This is a genomic window from Pseudomonas sp. 91RF (assembly GCF_003576265.1).
Lineage (GTDB): Bacteria > Pseudomonadota > Gammaproteobacteria > Pseudomonadales > Pseudomonadaceae > Aquipseudomonas > Aquipseudomonas kribbensis.
On the sequence record NZ_QWFC01000047.1, the window covers coordinates 320508 to 346822 of the forward strand.

Below are 26315 nucleotides of genomic sequence, written 5' to 3' on the forward strand. Positions count from 1 at the left end.
AACGCCTGAACCCGACTATTGAAGTGCGGGTTCGCTGTCGGAGTCGAAGATGAAAAACTGGCTGGACGAGATCAAGTGGGACGCCGATGGCCTGGTGCCGGCGATTGCCCAGGATCACAAGACCGGACGCGTGCTGATGATGGCCTGGATGAACCGCGAAGCCCTGGAGCTGACCGCATCCGAAAACCGTGCCATCTACTGGTCACGTTCCCGTGGCAAGCTGTGGCGCAAGGGCGAAGAGTCCGGCCATGTGCAGACCCTGCATGAAATGCGTCTGGACTGCGACGCCGACGTGATCATCCTGATGGTTGAACAGATTGGCGACATCGCTTGCCATACCGGCCGTCAGAGCTGCTTCTACCGCGTCTTCGAAAACGGCGACTGGAAAACGGTCGACCCGGTCCTGAAAGACCCGCACGCCATCTACTCCGCAGGACACAAACATGAGTGACACCCTGACCCGCCTCGCTCAGGTACTTGAAGAGCGCAAGGGCGCTGCTGCCGACAGCTCATATGTAGCTAGTCTGTATCACAAGGGCCTGAACAAGATTCTGGAAAAGGTCGGCGAAGAGTCGGTCGAAACGATCATCGCCGCCAAGGACGCCGCCGTCAGCGGCGACTGCAGCGACGTAATCTACGAAACCGCCGACCTGTGGTTCCACAGCATGGTCATGCTCGCCCAGCTGGGGCAGCATCCGCAGGCTGTACTCGACGAACTGGATCGTCGCTTCGGCCTGTCCGGACACGTCGAGAAAGCCTCGCGTCCGTCCGCCTGAACAACTTTTAGAGAGGAACAGCAACATGGGCATTTTTGACTGGAAACACTGGATCGTCATTCTGGTTGTCGTGGTGCTGGTGTTCGGCACCAAGAAACTGAAAAACCTCGGCACCGACGTCGGCGAGTCGATCAAGGGCTTCCGTAAAGCCATGAACGACGACGAAAAACCGGCCGATCCGACGGTCACGCCTGCGCAGCCGGTGCCACCGGCGCAGCCGCAAGCCACCGCTCAGGCCAACCCGCCGCACACCATCGACGTGCAGGCGCAGAAAGTCGAAGAGCCGATCCGCAAAGACGTGTGAGCACTGACTAATGTTTGGTATCAGCTTCTCTGAACTGCTGCTCGTCGGCCTCGTTGCCCTGCTGGTGCTGGGCCCCGAGCGTTTGCCGGGCGCTGCACGCACCGCCGGCCTGTGGGTCGGGCGGCTGAAGCGCAGCTTCAACGCGATCAAACAGGAAGTTGAACGTGAAATCGGTGCCGACGAAATCCGTCGGCAACTGCACAACGAACACATCCTGTCGCTGGAACAGGAGGCGCGGAAAATCTTCACGCCACCGGTTCAGCAGGAGCCGACGCCGGTGCAGCCGGTGGCAGAGCAGACGCCAACACCACCTGTAGCGGAGCAAACGATTCATGCACCGACGGCGAGCGTCGAGCATGTCTCTGCCACCGCCACTGAAGCTGCCCCGGTCATGAAACCGATCGAACCCGTAGCACCTGCGGCTGCGCCAACCACGCCAGCCCCTCACGACCCAACACAGCCTCCGCGAGCACAATGAGCGATCTTCCCGAAAACGACCAGCACATGCCGCTGGTTTCGCACCTCACCGAGTTGCGCACCCGCCTGCTGCGTTGCGTCGCGGCGATCTTCATCATCTTCGCCGGGCTGTTCGCCTTTACCCAGCAGATCTACACCTTCGTCTCGACCCCGCTGCGCCAGTACCTGCCGGCCGGCGCGACGATGATCGCCACCGACGTGTCGTCGCCGTTCCTGACGCCGCTGAAACTGACGATGATGGTCTCGCTGTTCCTCGCGATCCCGGTGATCCTGCACCAGATCTGGGGCTTCATCGCGCCGGGCCTGTACAAGCACGAAAAGCGTGTGGCGGTGCCGTTGCTGATTTCCAGCATCCTGCTGTTTTACACCGGCATGGCGTTCGCCTACTTCTTCGTGTTCCCGCTGATCTTCAAGTTCTTCGCCTCGGCCACCCCGGCCGGCGTGGAAATGATGACCGACATCACCAGCTATCTCGATTTCGTCATGACGCTGTTCTTCGCCTTCGGCGTGGCGTTCGAAATCCCGGTGGCCGTGGTGCTGCTGGTGTGGATCGGCGTGGTCGACGTCAAATACCTGAAGAAGATCCGCCCGTACGTGATCATCGGTTGCTTCGTGGTCGGCATGATCCTGACCCCGCCGGACATCTTCTCCCAGACCCTGCTGGCCGTACCGATGTGGATGCTGTTTGAAGTCGGCATCCTGTTCGGCAGCCTGGTCAGCAAGCGTGAGCGCCCGGACGAAACCGTCGACGACCATAACGACCAGCCGCCAGCGACCCAGCCATGAACCTGCTGTTGCTCGAAGAGGCCGATTTCATTGCGGCCGACCGCGTCGTGCTGCGCGACCGGCGCCTGACTCACATGCAGGAAGTCCATCGCTCGGAAGTCGGCGACAGCCTGCGGGTCGGGCGTATCAACGGCTTGATGGGCTCGGCCGAGCTGCTGCGTCTGGAAGCGGGCGAAGCCGAACTGCGGGTCACCCTCGATCAGCCACCGCCGGCCAAGCTGCCGCTGACCCTGGTACTCGCCCTGCCACGCCCGAAGATGCTGCGTCGGGTGTTCCAGACCGTAGCGACCATGGGTGTGTCGAAGGTGATTCTGGTCAACAGCTATCGCGTCGAGAAGAGCTTCTGGCAGACGCCGTTCCTGGAGCCGGAAGCGATTCGCGAGAATTTGATCCTCGGCCTCGAACAGGCCCGCGATACCGTGCTGCCGGAAATCATCATCGAGAAGCGCTTCAAGCCGTTCGTTGAAGATCGCCTGCCGGCCATCACCGACGGCACCCTCGGCCTGGTCGGCCATCCGGGCAACTTCCCGCCCTGCCCGCGTGCCCTGAGCGAACCGGTGACCCTGGCCATCGGCCCCGAGGGTGGCTGGATTCCCTACGAAATCGACCTGCTGGCCAAATCCGGCCTGCAACCGGTGCAACTCGGCGATCGCATCCTGCGGGTCGAAACCGCCGTCACCGCCCTGCTCGCCCGCCTGTTCTGAACCTGCCGGCGCCATTCGGCGCCGGACAAATCGCGTTACAGATTGCCATCATCCAGCCGATACAGTCTCCATAAGTCCAATTAGTGGTCCGAGGGGAGTCGTCGCATGTACCGTTGGTTAGCCGAGAATCTTGGAAACGTCAGCGTCAAACGCAAGCTGGGCATCGGTTTCGGCCTGGTGCTGCTGCTGACGCTGTTGATCACCTTCACCGGCTGGACCGGCATGAGCGGCATCATCAGCCGCGGTGACAAACTCGGCTTCATCTCCAGCCTCAACGAGCTGACCAAGGACCTGCGCCTGGCGCGTCTGGACTACGAAATGCGTCGTGGCGAACAAGGCCCGGGCACAGTCAATGACCTGCTCGGCAAACTCGACAGCGGTCTGCAGACCGCTCGCGGCCTGATCGAGCAACCGTCGGACGCGGCGAAAGTCGATCAGCAACTGGCGGCCGTCGCCGAGTACAAACGCGCCTTCGCCGACATGGTGCAGGCCGGCGCCAACCGCGAAGATGCCCGCAGCAAGCTGGGCGCCACCGCCGACAACGCCGTGGCCAAGGTCGCCGAAGTCGAAAAATCCATGCTGCAGGGTGACAGCGTTGCCCAGTTCAACGCGGTGATCGACCTGAGCAAACTGATCCAGCAGGCGCGCTTCCAGGTCCGTGGCTACACCTACAGCGGCAAGACCGAAGCCGAGCAACCGGCCCTCGATGCCATCGACAACGCCCTGAAAAACCTCGAGACCCTGCCGGCCAAGCTGCCCGAGCAACACATCGCCAACCTGCAACAGGCCACCGATTCGCTCAAGGCCTATCGCGTTGCCGTCAGCCAGTTCCGCGACTCCCAGGTGGCCAGCGCCAAGGCTCTGGCCCGCATGTCGGTGCAGGGCGACATCCTGCTCGATGTCAGCAAGCAGCTCACCGAATCCCAGACCGTCGTACGCGACACCGATGCCGCCAGCGCCAAGAACCAGCTGCTGATCGCCACCCTGCTGGCCGTGGCTTTCGGCCTGCTGGCCGCCTGGGCGATCACCCGGCAGATCATCATTCCGCTGAACCAGACCCTGAAAGTCGCCGAGCGCGTAGCTTCCGGCGACCTGACCCACAACCTGATCTCCCAGCGCCGCGACGAGCTCGGCCAGCTGCAACGCTCGATGCAGAGCATGACCCAGGGTCTGCGCGAACTGATCGGCGGCATCAGCGACGGCGTCACCCAGATCGCCAGCGCCGCCGAGGAGCTGTCCGCCGTGACCGAACAGACCAGCGCCGGCGTGAACAATCAGAAAGTCGAGACCGATCAGGTCGCCACCGCCATGAACGAAATGGCCGCCACCGTGCAGGAAGTCGCACGTAACGCCGAGGAAGCTTCGGAAGCCGCTGTCGCCGCTGACCAGCAGGCCCGCGAAGGCGACAAGGTCGTCGGTGAAGCGATTGCCCAGATCGAACGTCTGGCCACTGAAGTCGGCCATTCCACCGAGGCCATGGGCGAGCTCAAGCGCGAAAGCGACAAGATCGGCAGCGTGCTCGACGTGATCAAATCCGTGGCCCAGCAAACCAACCTGCTGGCCCTCAACGCCGCCATCGAAGCGGCCCGTGCCGGTGAGGCCGGTCGCGGTTTTGCGGTGGTCGCCGATGAAGTCCGCAGCCTCGCCCAGCGCACCCAGAAGTCCACCGAAGAGATCGAAGAGCTGATCGTCGGCCTGCAGAACGGCACCCAACAAGTGGCGACGATCATGGACAACAGCCGCACCCTGACCGACAACAGCGTCGAGCTGACCCGCCGTGCCGGTGGTTCGCTGGAAAGCATCACCCGCACCGTCTCGGCGATTCAGGCGATGAACCAGCAGATCGCCGCGGCGGCCGAGCAGCAGAGCGCCGTGGCCGAAGAGATCAACCGCAGCGTGCTGAACGTGCGGGATGTGTCGGATCAGACGTCGGCAGCGAGTGAAGAGACGGCGGCGTCCAGCGTCGAGCTGGCGCGCCTGGGCACTCACCTGCAAACGCTGGTGGGGCGGTTCAAGGTTTGAAGTGATTCATTGGCCTCGGCTCACTGTGAACCGAGGTGATGCCATTCGCGAGCAGGCTCGCTCCCACAGTCGACCGAGTTGTCCGAGCGGACGCGGTCCAATGTGGGAGCGAGCCCGCTCGCGAAGGCGTCCCGGGAGACGCCGCAGTTACAGGACTTGCCGCAGGAACGCCTGGGCTCGCGGATCCTTCGGCGCATCGAAGAATTCCGTCGGCGAAGCATCTTCCAGCAGTTTGCCGTGATCGAAGAACAGCACCCGATCCGCCACTTCACGGGCAAAGCCCATTTCGTGGGTCACGCAGACCATGGTCATGCCTTCCACGGCCAGGTTCTTCATCACGTCCAGCACTTCACCGACCATTTCCGGGTCGAGGGCCGAGGTCGGCTCGTCGAACAGCATGACCTTCGGGTCCATCGCCAGCGCCCGGGCAATCGCCACGCGCTGCTGCTGACCGCCGGACAGACGCGAAGGGTATTCGCGGGCCTTCTGTGCAATTCCAACCTTCTCCAGCAACGCCAGAGCCTTGGCCTCACTTTCCTTCTGGCCGCGCTTGCGCACGACTTTCTGCGCCAGGCACAGGTTTTCCAGCACGGTCATGTGCGGGAACAGATTGAAATGCTGGAACACCATGCCGACTTCGCGGCGGTAGGCGTTGACGTCGGTTTTCGGGTCGGCCAGTTGCAGGCCGTCGATGCTCACCGAACCGGAATCGAATTCCTCCAGACCATTCAGGCAGCGCAAGAAGGTCGACTTGCCGGAGCCGGAAGGACCGAGCACCACCAGCACCTCGCCCTTGGCGACGTTGGTGCTGACGTGATCCACGGCGCGGACTACCTGGCCACGGGTGTCGAAGACTTTTACCAGATCGCGGACTTCAATCACTTTGCGCGAGCCTCCGCTCAAGCCGGCTGGCGATTTTCGACAGCGGCAGGTTGATCAACAGGTACAGGCCGGCCACGCAGAACAGGATTTCGAACGGCGAAAACGAGGTGGTGATGACTTCACGACCGCTTTTCAGCAGCTCGGTAATCGCAATCACCGACACCAGCGAGGTGTCTTTCACCAGACTGATGAACTGTCCGGCCAGCGGCGGCAGCACGCGTTTGAACGCTTGCGGCAGCACCACATGACGCATCGACTGGCCGGCGCTCAAACCCAGCGAGCGGGCCGCTTCGTTCTGCCCACGGGCAATCGACTGCACGCCGGAACGGATGATTTCTGCCACGTAGGCGCCGGTGAACAGCGACAGCGCGGCGATCCCGGCGAACTCCCGGGACAGGTTCATCACCGTGCCGATGAAGAAGTAGAAAATGAAGATCTGCACCAGCAGCGGCGTGCCGCGTACCAGTTCGACATAGATCGTCGACAGGTCGCGCAGGGTCGGGTTGCTCGACAAGCGGCACAGCCCGGTCGCCAGACCGATCAGCAGCCCCAGCACGCCGGACACCACCGACAGCCAAAGCGTCGTCCACAGGCCCCACAGCAGCGGCCCCGCCGCCCAATGCCGGGTCACGCCCACGACGTCGCCTTCGGCCACATCGTCGCCCTGGGCGAATTGCAGGCTGTTTTCGTCGACGGTCAGGTGCTGCTCGTCACCGGCATCGTTGCGCAGGGTGACCTGCGCGCTGCCGCCCTTGCGCACCAGTTCGCTGACGGTGGAGATGTCGGTGGCGCGCTGGGTTTCCTCGGCCTGATAGGCGAAGTACTGCGGCACGCGGTTCCAGCGCCATTCGTAGGACATCAGCGACGTGGCGTAATACAGCGCGCCAGCCAGGCCGACCAGCACCAGCACGGTCAGGACGTGCCAGGGCCATTGGGCTTTTTTCTGTTTCATGGGTTTAGCGAAATCCGAAAGTTGTGTCGCCGGGGAGGCCGCTATCGCGAGCAGGCTCGCTCCCACAGGGAAACGCATTCCAATGTGGGAGCCCGCCTGCTGGCGATGGGCGCGACGCGGTCAGTCTGACCAGCGCTTATTCCATGTCCTTGAGCCACTCGGTGCTCTTGAACCACTTGTCATGGATGCGATCGTAGGTGCCGTCTTCGTGGATCTGGTGCAGGAAGTTGTTGATGAAGTTGATGCTGTCGTAATCACCCTTCTTCAGACCGAAGGCCAGCGGCTCGTAGGTGAACGGCTTGTCGAGGAACACCAGTTTGCCGGCGCCGACCTTGTTCACCGCGACCACGTTGTACGGCGCGTCGTAGATGAAGGCGTCGGCCTTGCCGTTGACCACGTCGAGCACGGCTTCCTGCTCGTTGTCGTAGCCGTGGTACTTGGCCTTGGCGATCAGCTTCTTGGCGACCATTTCACCGGTGGTGCCGAGCTTGGAGGTGATGCGGTAGTCGGCGGTGTTCAGGTCTTTGTAGGACTTGATAGTGCCTTCCAGCTCCTTGCGGATCAGCAGGGTCTGGCCGACCACGATGAAGGGTTCGCTGAAGTTCAGGCGCAGGTTGCGTTCCTGGGTCAGGGTCATGCCGCTGCCGATCATGTCGAACTTGTCGGTCATCAGCGCCGGGATGATGCCGTCGTAACCGGTCGAAACCAGCTCCAGCTTGACGCCCATGGCCTTGGACATGGCTTTGAGGATGTCGACTTCGAAACCGATGATCTCGCCGCGCTTGTTGGTCATCTCGAACGGCATGTAGGTCGGATCCATGCCGACTTTCAATGTGCCGCGCTTGACCGCGTCATCGATTGCGCCGGCCTGCGCCGCATTGACTGCAACCAGTGCCGTGACGCCGACCAGCAGCATCGACAGATACTTCTTCATCTTCAAGTCCCCAAAACCATTGCGTTTGCGGCGCGAAAACCGACAGAGATGGACAAAAGCGTCCGGGTGCGCCAATTCGGGGACGGATGCTAACGCACTCGTCCGTTTGCACAAGGTTTTTTGATGGGTGGCTGACCGATGCCAGCATTCGGCAGGCAAAAAAAACCCCGCTTGCGCGGGGTTTCTTCATCAGGCCGGTTGTGCCTGCAAGCTCACAGGCTTGAGCGGCAACAGCGGCGCATGGGGATCGGCTTTCACCGACGCCCGCCAGGCGTCCAGCCACTCGGCGTGACCTTCGGCCCACACCTGCTCGTGCAGACGGGCCAGGGCCACCGGGTCGCTCAGCAGTTGCAGGCGATCATGGTTGTTCAGCCCGGCCGGGCCGACCTTGATCGCGTGACGCACACGTTCCTGACGCAGCCACTCGATCGGCTCGGCCTGACCGTGACGCGAGGTCGCCAGCGAGCACGCCAGGGCGTTCTGCTGTGGATCGACCACGGCGCGGACGAAGCCGTCGTTCAGCGCATGCCAGCGGTTTTCGTGGGTGTACTGATCGGTGGCCAGCAGTGCCTGTGGCGGATTGTATTCCTCGGGGATGAGGAACAGGCTCTCGTCACGGGATTTGAGGCCCAGGCCCACACGGCTGGAAATCACCGACACCGGAATCGACAGCATCAGCGAACCGACGATCGGCACCAGCCACCACAGGAAGCTCGGGTTCAGCCAGATCACCAGCAGCGCCCAGAAGAAGCCCAGCAGGGTCTGCGGACCGTGACGCTTGACCGCTTCGCTCCATGGCGTGGAGTCGTCGTCACGCTGCGGCGAGTTCCAGGTCGCGGCCCAGCCAAGGAACGCGGCCAGAACGAAACGGGTGTGGAAAATCATCCGCACCGGCGCCAGCAGCATGGAGAACAGCATCTCCAGCAGCATCGACAGGGTCACCTTGAACTTGCCGCCGAACTCTTTCGCGCCCTTGGCCCAGATCAGGATGATGCTCAACAGCTTCGGCAGGAACAGCAGCACGATGGTCGTCGAGAACAGCGCGATGGCCTTGTCAGGGTGCCATTGTGGCCACAGCGGATAGAGCTGGCGCGGCTCAAGGAAGTACTGCGGCTCCATCAGCGTGTTCACCGCAAGCAGCGCGGTAGACAGCACCAGGAAGAAGAACCACAGCGGCGCCGACAGGTAAGACATCACGCCGGTCAGAAACACCGCGCGGTGCACCGGGTGCATGCCTTTTACCAGGAACAGGCGGAAGTTCATCAGGTTGCCGTGGCACCAGCGACGGTCACGCTTGAGCTCGTCGAGCAGGTTCGGCGGCAGTTCTTCGTAACTGCCCGGCAGATCGTAGGCAATCCACACGCCCCAGCCGGCACGGCGCATCAGCGCGGCTTCGACGAAGTCGTGAGAGAGGATCGCACCGGAGAACGCACCTTTGCCCGGCAACGGCGCCAGGGCGCAGTGGTCGATGAACGGCTTCATGCGGATGATCGCGTTGTGGCCCCAGTAGTGGGATTCACCCAGCTGCCAGAAGTGCAGGCCGGCGGTGAACAACGGGCCGTAAACGCGAGTGGCGAACTGCTGCATGCGTGCATACAGCGTGTCCATGCCCGAAGCGCGCGGCGCGGTCTGGATGATGCCGGCGTCCGGCGTGGCTTCCATCAGACGCACCAGACTGGTCAGGCACTCGCCGCTCATCACCGAGTCGGCGTCGAGCACGACCATGTACTTGTAGTCACCGCCCCAGCGACGGCAGAAGTCGTCGAGGTTGCCGCTCTTGCGTTTGACGCGACGGCGACGGCGGCGATAGAAGATCTTGCCGAAGCCCTTGGCTTCACGGCAGACGTCCAGCCAGGCCTGTTGCTCGGCAACGCAGATATCGGTGTCGTTACTGTCGCTGAGGACGAAGAAGTCGAAGCGGTCCAGGTCACCGGTAGCCGCAACGGACTCGAAGGTCGCGCGCAGACCGGCAAACACCCGAGGCACGTCTTCGTTGCAGATCGGCATCACCAGTGCGGTGCGCGCGTCTTTCGGAATCGGCTCGTTGCCAGCGCTTTTACCGGAGATCCGGTATTTATCGTGACCGGTGAGCAACTCGAGGAAGCCCATCAGCGCGGTCCAGAAACCGGCCGACACCCAGCAGAACAGAATCCCGAACATGATCAGGATGCTGGTCTGCAGCGCATACGGCAGCACTTGCGTGGCGGTCTGCAGCAGCGGTTGATGCAGGACTTCTTCCAGATCGACGAACGACCAGCCCTGGTACGGCATGATGCCTTTCATGTACCAGCCGGCGACGATGGTCTGGCCGAGCATCAGGATCAGCAGGATGTAGCGACGGATCGAACCGACGGTGCGCCAGCGGGCGGCCGGCAGCACGTTCTGGTCTTTCGGCGGCTGCGGCGGGTTGGTCCGGCCGGTCAGCCGGCGCCAGCCACGCACCAGAATGTTGGTGCGCCACGGCTCCGGCACGACCTTGGTCCGACGGATCGGCGGCGTGGCCTTGAGGCTGACCCGGCCGCTGGCGTCGAGCACCAGCATTTCCGCGTCTTCCAGCTCTTCGGCAGTGCTCAGGGTCAGGCGCTTGCCCACCGAAGCCTGGGCGGCTTCGGTCGGTGCGTCGAACGTCGAGGACGACAGGCGTTGATGCAATTCGCTGAAGGACTGGCAGCCCGCGAGTTCCGCGCGCTGCTCGTCGGTCATCGGCAGATGCGCCAGATACTCGGACAGAGTCTCTGGCTGTACTTGAGAGTTACTCATCGGCAGGCAACTGATAGCTCCAGGTCTCGGTCAGGACTTGTTCAGTCGAGGCCGGTTCCGGTGTGGCTGGGGCCGCGTCCGCAGCCGCTGGCTGCTTGGCGTCTTTGTTGGCCTTGTCCTTGGCTTGTGCCGCTGGCTTGGCGTCGGCCTGTTTGGCCTCGGCTGCCTGGGCTTCCTTGTCGGTTTTTTCCTGCTGTTTGGCGGCAACCTTGTCGGCCTTGGCAACGGACGAGTTCGACGCCGGCACCGAGGTTTTGGCCAGATCCACGGGAATCACGTGTTGCACCAGCGCAGCACGCATTTCGGTGGCCTTGCTCGCATCCTTGACCTTCAGGCGCAGGGTCAGACGCCAGCCTTTGGTTTCCGGGTTGTAACGCACGCTGTTCTCGACCACCTCGGCGTTGTCACCGACGCTGACCTGACTACGCACATCGGCATCCGGCGCCAATGCCGCCAGGGACGGACCTTCGAAGTCCACCAGGTAGGCAACGGTGCCATCCGGCTGCCGGATCAGGTTCGATTGCTTGACGTCACCGGTAGAACGCAGGGTCTGCTCGACCCAGGCACTGTCGATGGCGTGAATGTTGGACTCGTTGTTAGTCCAGTGCATGCGGTACGCGAAGTCCAGCGGCTGGCCCGGCTCCGGCTGTTTTTCCGGGTTCCAGAAGGCAACGATGTTGTCGTTGGTTTCATCGGCGGTAGGAATCTCTACCAGATCGACAGTACCCTTGCCCCACTCGCCCTTCGGCTCGATCCAGGCGCTTGGACGCTTGTCGTAGCGGTCGTCGAGGTCTTCGTAGTGGCTGAAGTCACGGCCACGTTGCAGCAGGCCGAAACCACGCGGGTTCTCGACGCTGAACTGGCTCACGGCCAGATGTTTAGGGTTGTTCAGTGGGCGCCAGATCCACTCGCCGTTGCCGGCATGGATCGACAAACCGCTGGAGTCGTGCAGTTCGCGACGGTAGTTGAGCACTTTCGACGGCTGGTTGGCGCCGAACAGGAACATGCTGGTCAGCGGCGCGATGCCGAGTTTGCCGACCTTGTCACGCAGGAACATCTGGCCTTTGACGTCGACAATGGTGTCGCTGCCCGGACGCACGATCAGACGGTACGCACCGGTAGCACGCGGCGAGTCCAGCAGGGCGAAGATCACCAGGTGCTTGTCGCCCGGCTTCGGCTGCTGCACCCAGAACTCGCGGAAACGCGGGAACTCTTCGCCGGACGGCAGAGCGGTATCGATCGCCAGGCCACGGGCCGACAGACCGTAGGTGTGACCCTTGCCGACGACGCGGAAATAGCTCGCGCCCAGCATCGTCATGATCTCGTCTTGCTTGTCCGCCTTGTTGATCGGGTACAGGACACGGAAACCGGCGTAGCCCAGTTGTTCGGTGGCCTTCGGATCGAACTGCAGATCGCCGAAATCGAAGCGAGACGGATCGTATTTGATCTCTTCGACGGTGTTCGCGGTGATTTCGTTGATTTTCACCGGTGTATCGAAGTGCATGCCCTGATGATAGAAGGACAGCTTGAACGGGGTCTTCTGATCAGCCCACTCGGCCTTTTCGGTGCGGAAACGAATTTTCTGATAATCCGCGAACTTCATGTCACGGAATTCGTTCGGCAGGTTGCTGCGCGGGGCTTCGAATTTCTGCCCGGCCAGCTCTTTGGCCTTGGCCGACACATCGTCAAGATTGAATGCCCAAAGCTGGCCGGCGCTGAGCAGGCAGAGTACTGCCGAGCCCGCTACCAGAGCGCTGCGCAAGCGTTTGGCAGACAATTTTGCTGCATTACAGGGACTAACAATCACGAGCAACCCTCGCCGAAAACAGATCAATAAACCAACGGCCAGATGAAGTGCCTGTGAGGTTTTCGGTACAAAAATACCGGCCTTGCAGGGCACCCTTGCCAAGTTGGCGAGCATTGTTCCGACTCCGCTGGGGCAAAATGATTCCCCAATCGGATCCGGACAAGTCTCTACCTAAGTCAAAATGGACCAACGAACGCTGATCCCCGTAGCGCGCGATTATCTAGTAGCCCGCGTGACAACGCATCAGGGGTAACAAAGTATTTATCGCGAAAATTCCCTGTTTTCAGTCGAAAAGCCCTTAAAAACTTGTTTCAAGCGCTTTCATGTCTGTAACAGGAAGGTTACCGGGCCATCGTTGACCAGGTGCACCTGCATATCCGCGCCGAATCTACCTGATGCCACAGTGCCATGCATCTGTTTCGCTTTGCTTAATAGATAGTCGAACAATTCCTCGCCCAGCGCCGGAGGGGCAGCGGTCGAGAAACTCGGACGCAGCCCGCTTTTGGTGTCGGCAGCCAGGGTGAACTGAGAGACCAGCAGCAGCCCGCCGCCCACATCCGCCAAAGACAGATTCATCTTGCCCTCGGCGTCACTGAATACTCGATAGTTAAGCAGCTTATGCAGAAGTTTGTCGGCGCTGGCCTGCGTGTCGTCGGGTTCGACCGCCACCAGCACCAGTAAACCCTGATCGACGCTGCCGACTACCTCTCCCGCCACTTCGACCCGCGCGCCTTTCACGCGCTGCAAAAGCCCCTTCATGCTTCTTCGGGCGGCAGGTCGAGCAGGCGCCGGGCCATTTTGCTGGCGGCGCGCACCAGTGCATCGGTGATGCCTGGTTCGGACGCGGCGTGACCGGCATCGCGGATCACCTGCAGCTCGCTGTTCGGCCAGGCCTGATGCAGTTCCCAGGCATTGTCGAGCGGGCAGATCACGTCGTAACGGCCATGGATGATCACGCCCGGCAGATGAGCGATCTTGCCCATGTCGCGAATCAGCTGGTCCGGTTCGAGGAAGGCATTGTTGGTGAAGTAGTGGCATTCGATCCGCGCAATCGACAAGGCGCGCTGCGGCTCGGAGAAACGGTCGACCACCAGCGGGTTCGGGCGCAGGGTCGCGGTGCGTCCTTCCCAGGTCGACCAGGCCTTGGCGGCATGCATCTGGGCGATCTGGTCGTTGCCGGTCAGGCGTTTGTGGAAAGCGCTGAGCAGGTCGTCGCGCTCGTCCAGCGGGATCGGCGCGAGGTAGTCCTGCCAGTAATCGGGGAACAGACGGCTGGCCCCTGCCTGGTAGAACCATTCGATTTCCTGCGGGCGGCAGAGAAAGATCCCACGCAGGATCAGACCAAGCACGCGCTCCGGGTGGGTCTGCGCGTAAGCCAGCGCCAGGGTCGAACCCCAGGAGCCGCCGAACAGCACCCATTTATCGATGCCCAGGTGTTTGCGAATGCGCTCAAGGTCTTCGACCAGATCCCAGGTGGTGTTGTTTTCCAGGCTGGCGTGGGGGGTGGAGCGTCCGCAGCCACGCTGGTCGAAGGTGACGATGCGATACAGATTCGGATCAAAGTAGCGACGGCTCTGGGCATCGCACCCCGCGCCCGGGCCACCGTGGATGAACGCCACCGGCAAACCTTCCGGTGAACCGCTTTCGTCGACGTACAGCGTATGGGTGTCGTCGACGGCCAGATCGTGCCGTGCGTGAGGTTTGATCTGCGGAAACAAAGTCTGCATTGCGCGCTCCGTAAGGGGTCGAGGTCATCCCTGGGGGGACTTCTATTATTCTGCCGTCCGGCATCATAAACCCGATTTACGTCAATGAGCATGCCCGCACGCTGTCACATTTTGTCAGCCATGAACCCCAGCAGGTTTTCGTAGAGGCGATCGACTTCGGCGACCTGATGCCGCGCCCGCAGGCAGCCGTGCACCAGCCCTTCGCCGTAATACAGCGTGGCCTCGCCCCCGGCGGCGGACAGTCGTTCGGCGTAGCGCACACCGTCGTCGCGCAACGGATCGAACTGCGCCACGGCGATCCAGGCCGGGGGCAGTCCGCTTAAGTCATCGGCAAGCAACGGCATGGCCCGGGCATTCGGTTTTGGTGTGCCGCGCAGGTACAACGCGTGATAACAATCCACGTCGCTGCTGGAGAGTAACGGCGCATCGGCGCATTCGCTGCGTGACGGCAGATGCTCGTCACCGCCCAGTCCGGGATAGATCAGCACTTGGGCACTGGGCAACGGCTCGCCGGCATCGCGCAGAGCCAGACACAATGCAGCGGCGAGATTGCCACCTGCGCTGTCGCCGGCCACCAGCATCCGCTCGCGGTCGAAGCCGAACGATCCGCTGCGCAGGGCACGCCAGACACTCAGGCAGTCGTCGAACCCGGCGGGAAACGGATGCTCCGGCGCCAACCGGTAATCCACCGCCACCACCATAGCCCCCAGCGCCATGGCCAGTTCGCAGCAGATAAAGTCGTGGGAATCCAGCCCGCCGACCACCCAGCCGCCACCGTGCAGGTACACCACGCAGGATGGTGACGCCGCAGGTGGGCGATAAGCGCGAACCGGCACCGCCCCCAACCGAAAGTCCTCTACCTCAAGTCCTGCCGGGCGCGGCGGAGTGAACGCCCGGCACATCTCGTCATAACCCCGGCGCAATCCGGCGAAGCTGCTTTCATCGCTGGCGAAGCTTTCGGTTCTGGCGACAAACGCCGCCATCGCCGGAGAAAGCGGATAAGTGCCCATCAGTTTTTCAGGCTGGCCTGGACCGTGGCCACGCCGTCCTTGCCGTCGAAACTGCTGACACCCGCCAGCCAGCGCTGCAGATCTTGCGGATGTTCACGCAGCCAGTTCTTCGCCACGTCCTGCGGTGTCTTGCGCTCCATGATCGGCACCATCAACTGGCTTTCCTGAGCGGCGGTGAAGGTCAGGTTTTCCAGCAGTCGATGGACGTTCGGGCAGCGCTCGGCGTAATCCGGCGCGGTGACCGTGGAAACGGTGGCGGCGCCTTCGTTCGGGCCGTAGACGTCTTCGCTGCCGGTCAGGTAGGTGATTTTCATGTTGATGTTCATCGGGTGCGGGGTCCAGCCAACGAACACCACGAACTCCTTGCGATTCACCGCCCGCTGCACGGCGGCGAGCATGCCGGCTTCACCGGACTCGATGATCTTGAAATCCTTCAGGCCGAAATGGTTGGTTTCGATCATGGTCTTGATCGTGGTGTTGGCGCCGCTGCCGGGCTCGATGCCGTAGATCTTGCCGCCGAGTTGATCCTTGAATTTCGCAATGTCGCCGAAGGTCTTCAGCCCCGCCGCCGCAACGTAGTCCGGCACTGCCAGGGTTGCCTGGGCGTCGGCCAGACTGGGCTTGTCCATCACTTTGACTTGATTGGCAGCGAGGAACGGCGCGATGTTCTTGTCCATCGCCGGTTTCCAGTAGCCGAGGAAGATATCGAGTCGTTTGTCGCGGATGCCGGCAAAGATGATTTGCTGCACGGCGCTGGTCTGCTTGCTTTCGTAGCCGAGGCCGTTGAGCAGCACGTCGGCCATGCCGCTGGTGGCGATCACGTCGGTCCAGTTGACCACGCCCATGCGCACGGTTTTGCAGGAAGCATCGTCGGAAGCCATGGCGCCGGCGCTGAGCAGCGCACTGCCGGTGAGGATTAACGCACAACGAGTGAACAGTTTTTTCATGTGGGATCGTCTCGTGCGGCAGCGGTTTATTGTTCGGATCGGTGTCTTCTTGCACCGTGGCCGAAACATTACGCAGCAGGCGAGACGGAAAAGCGACCTGTGGCGACCGGGATTTGCACGGTGGCGACTGTCGGCCCCTTTCTTGTGACCACCAAAAACTGTGGGAGCGAGCCTGCTCGCGATAGCGTTCTGTCAGTCAACGAGATGTTGAATGTAATGATGCTATCGCGAGCAGGCTCGCTCCCACAGGGGGGAACCTTATGCGGCGTAGTGGGTTTTGCCCCACGCGAGCAGCCCCTGCAGCAACTCCTTGAGCACCACCCGCGTCGGCTCCGCCAGATCGGCGCGGTAGCGGAACGGTTCGAACTCTTCCATGTAGGTGCACTGGCCCAGTTCCAGTTGCACGGCGTGGATGTTTTCGGCCGGTTTGCCGTAGTGACGGGTGATGTGGCCGCCCTTGAAGCGTCCGTTCAGCACATGGCTGTAATCGCCGTGGCGTGCGCAGATCGCTTCCAGTTGCGTGGCCAGTTGAGGATCGCAGCTGGCGCCGTTGAAGGTGCCGAGGTTGAAGTCCGGCAGCTTGCCGTCGAACAGGTGCGGGATGATCGAACGGATCGAGTGCGCATCGAACAACAGTGCGTAACCGAACTCGGCCTTCAGCCGCGCCAGCTCTTCCTGCAAGGTGCGGTGGTACGGCGTCCAGATCTGCTCCAGATAGGTCGCGCGTTCTTCTTTCGACGGTTCCTTGCCTTCCTTGAACAACGGAATGCCATCGAACAGCGTCGCCGGGTACAGCCCGGTGGTGGCACCGGCATACAACGGCTTGTCGTCGGACGGCCGGTTCAGGTCGATGACGAACCGCGAGTACTCGGCCGCCAGGGTGCTGGCGCCCAGTTCGGCGGCGAAGTCGTAGAGCTGCGGAATATGCCAGTCGGTGTCCGGCAGGCTTTTCGCGTCCGGGATCAACCCGGCCTCGACCGCCGGGGTCAGGCGCACACCCGCGTGAGGCATGCTGATCAGCAGCGGTACGCGACCTTGTTTGAAGTTCAGAACCTTATCCACAACCGCTCTCCTACAGACTTGATTCAACGCCGTGACGCACGACGCGTTTGTCCAGTTCACCGCCCAGCCAGTACGCCAGGTCCGCCGGCCGGTCGATCTGCCAGGCGACGAAATCCGCGACCTTGCCAACTTCCAGCGAACCGTGGGTATCGGCCATGCCCAGGGCTTGCGCCGCATGAATCGTGGCGCCGGCCAAAGCTTCTTCCGGGGTCATGCGGAAACAGGTGCAGGCCATGTTCAGCATCAGGCGCAACGACAGCGCCGGCGACGTGCCGGGGTTGAGGTCGCTGGCGATGGCGATTTTCACCTTGTGCTTGCGCAGTGCTTCCATCGGCGGCAACTGGGTTTCACGCAGGAAGTAGAACGCGCCCGGCAACAACACCGCGACGGTGTCGGACTTGGCCATGGCGATGGCGTCGTCTTCATCCATGAACTCCAGGTGATCGGCGGACAATGCGTGATAGCGCGCCGCGAGGCTGGAACCGTGCAGCGACGAAAGTTGCTCGGCGTGCAGCTTCACCGGCAGACCGAGTTTTTGCGCGGTGATGAACACCCGCTCGACCTGCTCCGGGGAGAACGCCAGGTATTCGCAGAAGGCATCCACCGCGTCCACCAGCCCTTCGGCAGCCAGCGCAGGCAGCATCTCGGCGCAGATGTGATCGATGTAATCGTCAGCGCGATCCTTGTATTCCGGTGGCAGCGCATGAGCGGCCAGGCAGGTGCTGCGCACGCTGATCGGCAGCTCGTCGGCGAGGCGACGGATGACTCGCAGGATCTTGCGCTCGCTGGCCAGATCGAGGCCATAGCCGGATTTCATTTCGACTGTGGTCACGCCATCGCGCATCAGGCTTTTCAGGCGTTTGGCGGCGCTGGCGAACAGTTCGTCTTCCGACGCTTCGCGGGTGGCGCGCACGGTGCTGGCGATGCCGCCACCGGCTGCAGCGATCTCGGCGTAGCTGACGCCTTGCAGGCGTTTCTCGAACTCGCCGCTGCGATTACCGCCGAACACGGTGTGGGTGTGGCAGTCGATCAGGCCGGGGGTGACCCACGCGCCTTGCAGATCGTTGACCGCCGGGTATTCGCCGGACGGCAATTGAGTGCGCGGGCCGATCCACTCGATGTGTGCACCGGACGTCACGATGGCCGCATCCTCGATGATCGAGTAGACGCCTTGCGCCATGGTTGCGACGTGGCAGTGTTGCCAGAGGGTTTTCATCCCTTAGTCTCCACAGTATTCAAAATCGAATCGCCAGCAGGCTGGCTCCCACAGGTTGCGCGGTGCTCTTGTGGGAGCCAGCCTGCTGGCGATGAGTGCATCACAGGCTCGGCAGCAGTTTCGCCGGAACCAGTTCAGTCAGAATGCGCGAAGCCAGCAGCTCGCTCGCCGCATTGATGTCCGGCGCGAAGAAGCGGTCCTTCTCGTAGAACGGCACCTCGCGACGCAGGATTCCCCGGGCCTGTTCCAGTTTGGTCGAAGTCTTCAGGCCGTTGCGCAGGTCCAGACCCTGCACCGCCGCCAGCCATTCCACCGCGAGAATGCCGCGGGTGTTCTCGGCCATTTCCCACAAACGCTTGCCGGCAGCCGGGGCCATCGACACGTGGTCTTCCTGGTTGGCGGAGGTCGGCAGGCTGTCCACCGAGTGCGGATGGGCCAGCGCCTTGTTCTCGCTGGCCAGTGCCGCCGCAGTCACCTGGGCAATCATGAAACCGGAGTTCACGCCGCCATTGGCCACCAGGAACGGCGGCAGTTGCGACATGTGCTTGTCCATCATCAGCGAGATGCGACGCTCGCTCAGTGAGCCGATTTCAGCGATGGCCAAAGCCATGTTGTCAGCAGCCATGGCCACGGGTTCAGCGTGGAAGTTGCCGCCGGAAATCACGTCGCCTTCAGCGGCAAATACCAGCGGGTTGTCGGAGACCGCGTTGGCTTCAATGACCAGCACTTCAGCGGCTTGACGGAACTGGGTCAGGCAGGCGCCCATGACCTGTGGCTGGCAACGCAGCGAGTACGGATCCTGAACCTTTTCGCAGTTCTGGTGCGAGTCGGAGACTTCGCTGCGCTCACCGAGCAGATCGCGGTAAGCGGCGGCGGTGTCGATCTGGCCTTTCTGGCCACGGGCGGCGTGGATGCGTGCGTCGAACGGCGAGCGCGAGCCCAATACTGCTTCAACTGTAAGACCGCCCAGCGCAAGTGCGCCGGCAAACAGGTCTTCACCTTCAAACAGACCGCGCAGCGCGAATGCGGTAGACACCTGGGTGCCGTTGAGCAGCGCCAGACCTTCTTTGGCAGCCAGTGTCAGCGGGGTCAGACCGGCGACTTTCAGCGCCTCGGTCGCTTCCATCCACTCACCCTTGTAGCGCGCCTTGCCCTCGCCCAGCAGCACCAGCGACATGTGCGCCAGCGGTGCCAGGTCACCGGACGCACCGACCGAACCTTTCAGCGGAATGTGCGGGTAAACCTCGGCGTTGATCAGGGTGATCAGCGCGTCGATCACCACGCGACGGATGCCGGAGAAACCACGACTCAGGCTGTTGACCTTGAGCACCATGATCAGGCGCACCAGCTCATCACTGATCGGCTGACCAACGCCGGCAGCGTGGGACAGCACCAGCGAACGCTGGAGGTTTTCCAGGTCTTCGCTGGCGATGCGGGTCGAGGCCAGCAGGCCGAAACCGGTGTTGATGCCGTAGGCGGTGCGGTTCTCGGCGAGGATCTGCTCGACGCAGGCGACGCTGGCTTCGATCTGGGCCGAGGCGCTGTTGTCGAGAGTCAGCTTGACCGGTTGCTGGTAGACATCACGCAGTTGGGCCAGGCTCAGTTGGCCGGGGATCAGGTTCAGCGCAGTCATTTATGTGCTCCTTTTGTGAGTTCGTCTCTTGAATAAAGAGAAACTACCAGTCGCTCCGGAGCATTCCGTTATCCGTCGCCTCTCGTCTTTTGGACGATCCGCGCCTTGGCACGCTGGTATGGGTAATTGTCAGTGCAAATTCGGCAGTACGTTGTGCAACAGATCCGGGTCTTTCAACACGCTCGCTGCAGCAGCGATATCCGGCGCCAGCCAGCGGTCCTGATCGTAAGCAGGGACCTTCTCGCGCAGCAGTCGCCACGCCACATCGGTGCCGGCGCCAAAGCGCTGTTCCTTGAGAAATTCAAAGGCCTGAGCCGCCAGCAGGTACTCGATGGCGAGGATCTGCGTGCAGTTTTCCAGTGCGCGATGCAGCTTCAGCGCGGCGTTGGTGCCCATGCTCAGGTGGTCTTCCTGCAGGCCGGAAGTGACGTAGTTGTCGAGCACCGCCGGTTGCGCCAACTGACGGTTTTCCGCGCACAGCGACGCGGCGACGTATTGCACGATCATCATCCCGGAGTTAACCCCCGGATTGGCCACCAGAAACGCCGGCAGACCACTGACGTGCGGGTTGATCAAACGGTCCAGACGCCGCTCGGCAATCGAGCCGATTTCAGCCATCGAGATCGCCAGCAAGTCCGCCGCCAGCGCCACCGATTGCCCGTGCGGGTTGGCCTGGGACATGACACGGAAGTCATCCGGCGTGCCCAGCAGCAACGGGTTGTCGGTGCAGCCGTTGAGTTCGGTTTCGATCTGTTTGATCGCGTGCTCCAGTTGATCGCGTGCGGCGCCGTGCACCTGCGGGATCGAGCGGATGCTCAGCGCATCCTGGGTGCGAATGCCTTTGCTCGACGCGATCACTTCACTGCCATCGAGCAGCGCCCGCAGATTGACGCCGACCTGCTGCATGCCCGGGTGCGGCTTGAGCGCGATGATCTCGGCGTCGAACGCGGCGATCTGGCCGCGTTGCGCTTCGAAACTCATGGCACCGACCACGTCGGCCCATTGCACCAGCCGCGTGGCATCGGCAATCGCCAGGCAGCCGAGACCGGTCATGCACGGCGTGCCGTTGACCAGGCACAAACCATCCTTCGCCCCGAGTTGCACCGGTTGCAGGCCTTCTTCGGCCAACGCCTGCTGCGCGGAGATTACTTGCCCGCGATAGCTGACATTGCCCACGCCCAGCAGCGCGATGCCGATGTGCGCCATATGGCTCAGGTATCCGACCGAACCCTGGGACGGCACTTGCGGAGTGATACCGCGATTGAGCAACGCCAGCAGTGCTTCGACTACTTGGCGATGTATCCCGGATTTGCCGTGGCTGTAGTTGCGGATTGCGGCGCACATGATGGCGCGGGTCTGCTCGTCGGCCAGTACCGGGCCGACGCCGCAGGCATGGCTGAGCAAGGTGTTGCGCGACAACTGGCTGAGTTGTTCGCCCTGCAGCGAGACATTGGACAGACCGCCCAGCCCGGTATTGACGCCATAGGCGCGCTCGCCGCTGGCGACGATGCGCTGGACGATGCCCTGAGCATTTTCGATGCGCGCCCAGGTCTGGGCCGACAGCTCGAGCTGCGCGCCATGACGGGCTACCGCGACCACATCCTGCCAACGCATCGGGGCGTCGGCGATAACGATTTTTTGAGCCTGGGACATCTTCAACCTCATCCGAACCTTGATGCAGCTTTACCGACGCTATCGCGAGCAGGCTCGCTCCCACAGGGGTACACATTCCAACTGTGGGAGCGAGCCTGCTCCGGGCGGCGCTCCGACGATGAGGCCGGCCCAGTCAACACAAATCTGCTTAAACCACCGCCGCCCGCCGCTGCACGAAGCGATCGACATATTCGTCCGCCGGCGAATGCAGGATCTCTTTCGGCGTGCCGACCTGGATCAGGCGGCCGTCCTTGAGGATCGCGATGCGGTTGCCGATGCGCACGGCCTCGTCGAGGTCGTGGGTGATGAAGACGATGGTCTTGTGCAGGGTCTTTTGCAGCTCCAGCAACTGGTCCTGCATCTCGGCGCGGATCAGCGGGTCGAGGGCGCTGAACGCCTCGTCCATCAGGATGATGTCGGTGTCCGCCGCCAGCGCGCGGGCCAGGCCGACACGCTGGCGCATGCCGCCGGAGAGCTGGTGCGGGTATTTGTTTTCGTAGCCCTTGAGGCCCACGGTGTTGATCCAGTGCAGCGCGCGCTCGGCGCACAGTTGCTTGCTCTCGCCGCGCACTTTCAGGCCGTAGGCGACGTTGTCGAGCACGGTCTTGTGCGGCAGCAGGCCGAAGCTCTGGAACACCATGCTGATCTTGTGCCGGCGAAATTCGCGCAGGGCGTCCATGTCGTATTGCAGGATGTCCACGCCGTCCACCAGGATCGCGCCGCTGGTCGGGTCGATCAGGCGGTTGAAGTGGCGCACCAGCGTGGATTTGCCGGAGCCGGACAGACCCATGATCACGAAGATCTCGCCGGTGCCGATGCTCAGGGAAAGGTCGTTGACCCCGACCACGCAACCGGTCTCGTTCAGCACCTGCTCCTTGGTCTTGCCCTGGCCGACCATGGCCAGCGCGTCCCTGGAACGGTTGCCGAAAATCTTGAAGACGTTTTTGACTTCGATCTTGCTCACGGTTGCGTTGCTCATTTGCTCACCTCATGCCGTGGCCGACCATACGCCTGGGTAATACGGTCGATGACCACTGCGAGAATCACGATCGCCAGACCGGCTTCAAGGCCGCGTCCGACGTTGAGGGTCTGGATGCCTACCAGCACATCTTCACCCAGGCCACGGGCACCGATCATCGAGGCGATCACCACCATCGACAGGGCCATCATGGTGGTCTGGTTTATCCCGGCCATGATGCTCGGCAGGGCCAGCGGCAGTTGCACGCCGAACAGTTGCTGCCAGCGGTTGGCGCCGAAAGCGTTGATGGCCTCCATCACTTCACCGTCGACCTGGCGGATGCCCAGATCGGTCAGGCGGATCAGCGGCGGCGCAGCGTAGATCACGGTGGCGAAAATCGCCGGCACCTTGCCCAGGCCGAACAGCATCAGCACCGGGATCAGGTACACGAAGCTGGGCATGGTCTGCATGATGTCGAGCAGCGGCATCAGGAACGAACGCAGGCGATTGCTGCGGGCCGAGAGGATCCCTAGCGGCACGCCGATCAGCACCGAAATGACTGTGGCGACCATCATCAGCGCCAGCGTCTGCATGAGTTTGTCCCACAGGCCGACGGCGCCCACCAGGAACAACAGACCAACGATCACGGCGGTGGTCACGACCTTGCGCGTGGCGTGCCAGGCAACACCCGCGACGATGGCCAGCATCAACCACCACGGTGCGGCGCGCAGCAGGCCTTCAAGGTTGACGATGGCCCACAGCAGGGTGTCGGAGATATGGCGGAACACGTCACCGTAGTTGGTGACCAGTGCATCGACCCAACCGTTGACCCAGTCGGCGATGGAAAACGTAAAGCGTTCGGGAAACATAAGCGGCTCTCAATCAGAAATCTCAATCAAGCGATGACGGCAATTCTCCCGGCCAGCCTCACGGTTAGCCGGGAGGTATCGACCTACAGCGCCGCGTCGATTTTCTTGGCAGCGTCGTCGCTGACCCACGCATGCCAGACCTCAGGATGTTCCTTGAGGAAGATTTTCGCCAGCTTCGGCGACTCGATCCGCTCCTTGGTCATGCGACCCAGGTTCTGGTTCAGCAGGTCGATCGGCAGGTTGACCTTTTCCAGCACGGCCACCAGCTCCGGGGCTTCCTCGTGGAAGGTCTTGGACAGGCCGACCTTGATGGTCACGCGCTTGTCGACGCCCGGTTTCTCTTCCAGTTTGACCGCGTCGATCTGGCCCATCAGCGGGGTTGGCGACCAGTAGTAGAACAGGATCGGCTCGCCGCGCTTGTAGCTCGACAGCACCGCCGCATCCAGCGCCGGGCCGGTGCCCGGACGGAAGTTGGTGTAGCTGTTTTCCAGGCCGTAGCTTTTCAGCATTTCGCTGTTGTCCAGCTCGCAGGTCCAGCCGGCCGGGCAGTTGTAGAAGCGGCCCTTGGACGGCTCTTCGGCATCCTTGAAGATCGCCGAGTATTTGCCCAGGTCAGCGATGTTTTTCAGGTCCGGCGCCTTGGCTTCGATCTTGCGCTTGGCATCGCCTTCGATCACGTAGCGCGGCACGTACCAGCCTTCCACCGCACCAACCACCGGCGCGCCGACACCGACGACCTTGCCGGCCTTCTCGGCCTTGTTCCAGACCTCGCTGCGGCCGACCCACTCTTCGGCGAACACTTGAATATCGTTGCTGCTCAGGGCGTTTTCCATGGTGATGGAGTTGCCTGGCAGGCTGTCGGTCTTGCAGTCGTAACCTTTCTCCAGCACGACTTGCAGCACGTCGGTCAGCAACATCGCGCTTTCCCAGTTCAGGCCGGCGAATTTCACCGGTTTGCCGGATTCGCACCAACCGGCGGCCTGGGTGGCGCCGGCACTGGCCAGCAGGCCCATGGACAGCAATGTGGTCAGCAGGGTCTTGTTCGATTTCATTGTTGTGACGCTCCTAATCATGAATTGGCTTACGGCAGTTCAAGAGGCATCCAGCCCTGTCCACGTCCAGATCAGGCCTGCGCCGCAGCGCGGCCGGTCCCGTTTGCTTCAGGTTGTACAACGCTGTTCTGCTCGACCGGCAGAATCAGGCGATCGGGCACGCTGCCGTGCCATTTCTTGGCGCACACGTAGTAAAGCGCAGCGGGCAGCACCAGACCGATGATCCACGAGATATCCACATCACCCAGTGCGGCCACCAGCGGACCGGTATAGAACTTGGTGGAGATGAACGGCAGCTGCACCAGCACACCGAACACATAGACGCTGATCCCCAGGAGGTTCCAGCGACCGTAGCGACCGTTCGGATCGGCCAGCGCCGGGACGTCGTAGTGCTCACGGGTAATGCAGTAGTAGTCCACGAGATTGATCGCGCTCCACGGCGTGAAGAACGCCAGCAGGAACAGGATGAAAGACTTGAACGCCCCGAGGAACGAGTGCTGGCCGAGCAAGGCGATCAGGGTCGCGGCACCGACGATCACCAGCACGAACACCAGACGCTGCATCCGGGTGACAGTCAGGTGGCCACGGAAGCCGCTGATGATGGTCGCGATGCACATGAAGCTGCCGTAGGAGTTCAGGGTGGAGATGGTCACCTTGCCGAACGCGATGCTGAAATACAGCAGCGCGGCGGTGGCGCCCGTGCCGCCCAGACCGACGATGTAAGCCACTTCATGACCGGCGAACTGGCCGTTGGCCGAAGCCGCCGCGAACACACCGAGAATCATCGCCACTTGCGCGCCGATCACCGAACCGGCACCGGCAGCGAAGAAGGTTTTCACCGAGGAAACCTTGCTCGGCAGGTAACGCGAGTAGTCCGCCACATAAGGGCCGAAGGCGATCTGCCAGGACGCTGCCAGCGACACCGCCAGCAGGAAGCTGCTCCAGCTGAAGTGACGGATTTGCAGAAGTGCGCCGACGTCCACCTGACTCATCAGACGGCTGAACAGGTAAACGAAAGCAATCACACCGATGACACTGGCGATACGGCCGATCCAGTGGATCACCCGATAGCCGAGCACCGTGACCACCACGATGACGCTGGCGAAGAGCAGGATGCCAACGGTGTCGCTGACCCCGAACAACTGGCCCAGCGCCTGACCCGACAGTACGGTGCCGGTCGCGGTGAAGCCGAGGTACATCAGGCACACCAGCACGATCGGAATCGCCGCACCATAAACCCCGAACTGCACACGGCTGGAAATCATCTGCGGCAGGCCCAGCTTCGGCCCTTGCGCCGCGTGCAGCGCCATGACGCCGCCGCCCAGCAGTTGACCGATCAACAGACCGATCAGCGACCAGAACACGTCACCGCCCAGCACCACGGCCAGGGCCCCGGTGACAATCGCGGTGATTTGCAGGTTGGCACCCATCCACAGGGTGAACTGACTGAACAGACGACCGTGTCTTTCCGCTTCCGGGATGTAGTCGATCGAACGCCTTTCGATCAACGGTTTGTTGCTTGCACGATCGGTGTTGCCAGCCATGATTCAACCTCTGTGGATTGTTCTGGGTTTTGTTGTTGTATTGGCTTCGCGGGAGCGAGCACGCTCGCTCCCCCAGGTTTTATTTGCCGGTGATCATCGGCAGGTTCAGCCCTTGCTCCTTGGCACAGTCAATGGCGATCTGGTAACCGGCATCGGCGTGACGCATCACACCAGTGCCCGGGTCGTTGTGCAGCACGCGAGCGATACGCTCGGCCGCTTCATCCGTACCGTCGCAGACGA

At 62.1% G+C, this 26315-nt stretch carries 25 protein-coding genes and 1 pseudogene; 8 read left to right on the forward strand and 18 right to left on the reverse strand.

Annotation, left to right across the window (positions count from 1 at the left end):
- Positions 1–49: 49 nt before the first annotated feature.
- From hisI to DXT77_RS30465, 8 genes and pseudogenes are all read left to right on the forward strand, one after another.
- A complete protein-coding gene (gene hisI, locus DXT77_RS24725) occupies positions 50–451 on the forward strand; it encodes a phosphoribosyl-AMP cyclohydrolase (RefSeq protein WP_025110285.1) in 402 nt (133 codons plus the stop codon).
- Positions 444–776, forward strand: a complete 333-nt coding sequence (locus tag DXT77_RS24730; RefSeq protein ID WP_007952422.1) for a phosphoribosyl-ATP diphosphatase — start codon at positions 444–446, stop codon at positions 774–776. Before hisI ends, DXT77_RS24730 begins: the two co-directional genes overlap by 8 nt.
- A gap of 25 nt (positions 777–801) precedes the next feature.
- Positions 802–1080: a twin-arginine translocase TatA/TatE family subunit gene (locus DXT77_RS24735; protein WP_119429547.1), complete on the forward strand. Its 279-nt coding sequence runs from the start codon at positions 802–804 to the stop codon at positions 1078–1080.
- Positions 1081–1090: 10 nt separating this feature from the next.
- Positions 1091–1558, forward strand: a complete 468-nt coding sequence (tatB, locus tag DXT77_RS24740; RefSeq protein WP_119429548.1) for a Sec-independent protein translocase protein TatB — start codon at positions 1091–1093, stop codon at positions 1556–1558.
- Positions 1555–2343 carry a twin-arginine translocase subunit TatC gene (gene tatC, locus DXT77_RS24745; protein WP_065261773.1) on the forward strand — a complete coding sequence of 263 codons (789 nt, stop codon included), beginning with the start codon at positions 1555–1557 and terminating at the stop codon, positions 2341–2343. Before tatB ends, tatC begins: the two co-directional genes overlap by 4 nt.
- Complete coding sequence (locus DXT77_RS24750) at positions 2340–3047, forward strand: 16S rRNA (uracil(1498)-N(3))-methyltransferase (protein WP_085732552.1); 708 nt, start codon at positions 2340–2342, stop codon at positions 3045–3047. Before tatC ends, DXT77_RS24750 begins: the two co-directional genes overlap by 4 nt.
- 222 nt (positions 3048–3269) lie before the next feature.
- Positions 3270–4214, forward strand: a pseudogene (locus DXT77_RS30460) (methyl-accepting chemotaxis protein); the annotation flags it as partial.
- A 141-nt stretch (positions 4215–4355) separates the two neighbouring features.
- The gene (locus DXT77_RS30465; protein WP_372238689.1) at positions 4356–5069 is read left to right on the forward strand and encodes a methyl-accepting chemotaxis protein; all 714 of its coding nucleotides are present in this window, start codon (positions 4356–4358) and stop codon (positions 5067–5069) included.
- 147 nt (positions 5070–5216) lie between these two features.
- On the opposite strand, the gene DXT77_RS24760 is transcribed toward DXT77_RS30465, so the two are convergent.
- From DXT77_RS24760 to DXT77_RS24845, 18 genes are all read right to left on the reverse strand, one after another.
- Positions 5217–5951, reverse strand: coding sequence for an amino acid ABC transporter ATP-binding protein (locus tag DXT77_RS24760; protein ID WP_114881121.1), 735 nt, complete (start codon positions 5949–5951; stop codon positions 5217–5219).
- Positions 5944–6903, reverse strand: coding sequence for an amino acid ABC transporter permease (locus DXT77_RS24765; protein WP_007952431.1), 960 nt, complete (start codon positions 6901–6903; stop codon positions 5944–5946). The genes DXT77_RS24760 and DXT77_RS24765 overlap by 8 nt, the downstream gene beginning before the upstream one ends.
- A gap of 136 nt (positions 6904–7039) precedes the next feature.
- Positions 7040–7837 (reverse strand): transporter substrate-binding domain-containing protein, encoded by a 798-nt coding sequence (locus tag DXT77_RS24770; RefSeq protein ID WP_085711037.1) that lies wholly within the window; start codon positions 7835–7837, stop codon positions 7040–7042.
- Positions 7838–8026: 189 nt separating this feature from the next.
- The gene (gene mdoH, locus DXT77_RS24775) at positions 8027–10597 is read right to left on the reverse strand and encodes a glucans biosynthesis glucosyltransferase MdoH (protein ID WP_119429550.1); all 2571 of its coding nucleotides are present in this window, start codon (positions 10595–10597) and stop codon (positions 8027–8029) included.
- The gene (locus tag DXT77_RS24780) at positions 10590–12404 is read right to left on the reverse strand and encodes a glucan biosynthesis protein G (protein ID WP_119429564.1); all 1815 of its coding nucleotides are present in this window, start codon (positions 12402–12404) and stop codon (positions 10590–10592) included. Before DXT77_RS24780 ends, mdoH begins: the two co-directional genes overlap by 8 nt.
- A 321-nt stretch (positions 12405–12725) precedes the next feature.
- On the reverse strand, positions 12726–13163 hold the full coding sequence (gene dtd, locus DXT77_RS24785; protein ID WP_065260939.1) for a D-aminoacyl-tRNA deacylase: 438 nt from the start codon (positions 13161–13163) through the stop codon (positions 12726–12728).
- The gene (pip, locus tag DXT77_RS24790; RefSeq protein ID WP_119429551.1) at positions 13160–14131 is read right to left on the reverse strand and encodes a prolyl aminopeptidase; all 972 of its coding nucleotides are present in this window, start codon (positions 14129–14131) and stop codon (positions 13160–13162) included. Before pip ends, dtd begins: the two co-directional genes overlap by 4 nt.
- A 104-nt stretch (positions 14132–14235) precedes the next feature.
- Positions 14236–15141, reverse strand: coding sequence for an alpha/beta hydrolase (locus tag DXT77_RS24795; protein ID WP_119429552.1), 906 nt, complete (start codon positions 15139–15141; stop codon positions 14236–14238).
- Complete coding sequence (locus DXT77_RS24800; RefSeq protein ID WP_119429553.1) at positions 15141–16088, reverse strand: choline ABC transporter substrate-binding protein; 948 nt, start codon at positions 16086–16088, stop codon at positions 15141–15143. The genes DXT77_RS24795 and DXT77_RS24800 overlap by 1 nt, the downstream gene beginning before the upstream one ends.
- A gap of 258 nt (positions 16089–16346) precedes the next feature.
- Positions 16347–17150 carry an N-formylglutamate deformylase gene (hutG, locus tag DXT77_RS24805; protein WP_119429554.1) on the reverse strand — a complete coding sequence of 268 codons (804 nt, stop codon included), beginning with the start codon at positions 17148–17150 and terminating at the stop codon, positions 16347–16349.
- Between the two features lie 10 nt (positions 17151–17160).
- Positions 17161–18366, reverse strand: a complete 1206-nt coding sequence (gene hutI / locus DXT77_RS24810) for an imidazolonepropionase (RefSeq protein ID WP_114881114.1) — start codon at positions 18364–18366, stop codon at positions 17161–17163.
- 100 nt (positions 18367–18466) lie between these two features.
- Positions 18467–19999, reverse strand: coding sequence for a histidine ammonia-lyase (gene hutH / locus DXT77_RS24815; protein ID WP_119429555.1), 1533 nt, complete (start codon positions 19997–19999; stop codon positions 18467–18469).
- 129 nt (positions 20000–20128) lie between these two features.
- The gene (gene hutH / locus DXT77_RS24820; protein WP_119429556.1) at positions 20129–21652 is read right to left on the reverse strand and encodes a histidine ammonia-lyase; all 1524 of its coding nucleotides are present in this window, start codon (positions 21650–21652) and stop codon (positions 20129–20131) included.
- A gap of 148 nt (positions 21653–21800) precedes the next feature.
- Complete coding sequence (locus DXT77_RS24825) at positions 21801–22631, reverse strand: glycine betaine/L-proline ABC transporter ATP-binding protein (RefSeq protein WP_085711028.1); 831 nt, start codon at positions 22629–22631, stop codon at positions 21801–21803.
- Positions 22628–23479, reverse strand: a complete 852-nt coding sequence (locus tag DXT77_RS24830) for a proline/glycine betaine ABC transporter permease (RefSeq protein ID WP_085711027.1) — start codon at positions 23477–23479, stop codon at positions 22628–22630. The genes DXT77_RS24825 and DXT77_RS24830 overlap by 4 nt, the downstream gene beginning before the upstream one ends.
- Before the next feature lie 83 nt (positions 23480–23562).
- On the reverse strand, positions 23563–24531 hold the full coding sequence (locus tag DXT77_RS24835) for an ABC transporter substrate-binding protein (RefSeq protein ID WP_085732540.1): 969 nt from the start codon (positions 24529–24531) through the stop codon (positions 23563–23565).
- A 71-nt stretch (positions 24532–24602) separates the two neighbouring features.
- Positions 24603–26075: a cytosine permease gene (locus DXT77_RS24840; RefSeq protein WP_119429557.1), complete on the reverse strand. Its 1473-nt coding sequence runs from the start codon at positions 26073–26075 to the stop codon at positions 24603–24605.
- A 79-nt stretch (positions 26076–26154) separates the two neighbouring features.
- On the reverse strand, positions 26155–26315 hold a 161-nt coding region (locus DXT77_RS24845; protein WP_147407025.1), incomplete at its 5' end, for a hypothetical protein.

What these genes read in the sequence shown, in the direction of transcription:
- hisI (WP_025110285.1), top strand. Translation starts at nt 50, where the DNA reads ATGAAAAACTGGCTGGACGAGATCAAGTGGGACGCCGATGGCCTGGTG.
- DXT77_RS24730 (WP_007952422.1), top strand. Translation starts at nt 444, where the DNA reads ATGAGTGACACCCTGACCCGCCTCGCTCAGGTACTTGAAGAGCGCAAG.
- DXT77_RS24735 (WP_119429547.1), top strand. Translation starts at nt 802, where the DNA reads ATGGGCATTTTTGACTGGAAACACTGGATCGTCATTCTGGTTGTCGTG.
- tatB (WP_119429548.1), top strand. Translation starts at nt 1,091, where the DNA reads ATGTTTGGTATCAGCTTCTCTGAACTGCTGCTCGTCGGCCTCGTTGCC.
- tatC (WP_065261773.1), top strand. Translation starts at nt 1,555, where the DNA reads ATGAGCGATCTTCCCGAAAACGACCAGCACATGCCGCTGGTTTCGCAC.
- DXT77_RS24750 (WP_085732552.1), top strand. Translation starts at nt 2,340, where the DNA reads ATGAACCTGCTGTTGCTCGAAGAGGCCGATTTCATTGCGGCCGACCGC.
- DXT77_RS30465 (WP_372238689.1), top strand. Translation starts at nt 4,356, where the DNA reads ATGAACGAAATGGCCGCCACCGTGCAGGAAGTCGCACGTAACGCCGAG.
- DXT77_RS24765 (WP_007952431.1), bottom strand. Translation starts at nt 6,903, where the DNA reads ATGAAACAGAAAAAAGCCCAATGGCCCTGGCACGTCCTGACCGTGCTG.
- DXT77_RS24770 (WP_085711037.1), bottom strand. Translation starts at nt 7,837, where the DNA reads ATGAAGAAGTATCTGTCGATGCTGCTGGTCGGCGTCACGGCACTGGTT.
- mdoH (WP_119429550.1), bottom strand. Translation starts at nt 10,597, where the DNA reads ATGAGTAACTCTCAAGTACAGCCAGAGACTCTGTCCGAGTATCTGGCG.
- dtd (WP_065260939.1), bottom strand. Translation starts at nt 13,163, where the DNA reads ATGAAGGGGCTTTTGCAGCGCGTGAAAGGCGCGCGGGTCGAAGTGGCG.
- pip (WP_119429551.1), bottom strand. Translation starts at nt 14,131, where the DNA reads ATGCAGACTTTGTTTCCGCAGATCAAACCTCACGCACGGCACGATCTG.
- DXT77_RS24795 (WP_119429552.1), bottom strand. Translation starts at nt 15,141, where the DNA reads ATGGGCACTTATCCGCTTTCTCCGGCGATGGCGGCGTTTGTCGCCAGA.
- DXT77_RS24800 (WP_119429553.1), bottom strand. Translation starts at nt 16,088, where the DNA reads ATGAAAAAACTGTTCACTCGTTGTGCGTTAATCCTCACCGGCAGTGCG.
- hutI (WP_114881114.1), bottom strand. Translation starts at nt 18,366, where the DNA reads ATGAAAACCCTCTGGCAACACTGCCACGTCGCAACCATGGCGCAAGGC.
- hutH (WP_119429555.1), bottom strand. Translation starts at nt 19,999, where the DNA reads ATGACTGCGCTGAACCTGATCCCCGGCCAACTGAGCCTGGCCCAACTG.
- hutH (WP_119429556.1), bottom strand. Translation starts at nt 21,652, where the DNA reads ATGTCCCAGGCTCAAAAAATCGTTATCGCCGACGCCCCGATGCGTTGG.
- DXT77_RS24825 (WP_085711028.1), bottom strand. Translation starts at nt 22,631, where the DNA reads ATGAGCAACGCAACCGTGAGCAAGATCGAAGTCAAAAACGTCTTCAAG.
- DXT77_RS24830 (WP_085711027.1), bottom strand. Translation starts at nt 23,479, where the DNA reads ATGTTTCCCGAACGCTTTACGTTTTCCATCGCCGACTGGGTCAACGGT.
- DXT77_RS24835 (WP_085732540.1), bottom strand. Translation starts at nt 24,531, where the DNA reads ATGAAATCGAACAAGACCCTGCTGACCACATTGCTGTCCATGGGCCTG.
- DXT77_RS24840 (WP_119429557.1), bottom strand. Translation starts at nt 26,075, where the DNA reads ATGGCTGGCAACACCGATCGTGCAAGCAACAAACCGTTGATCGAAAGG.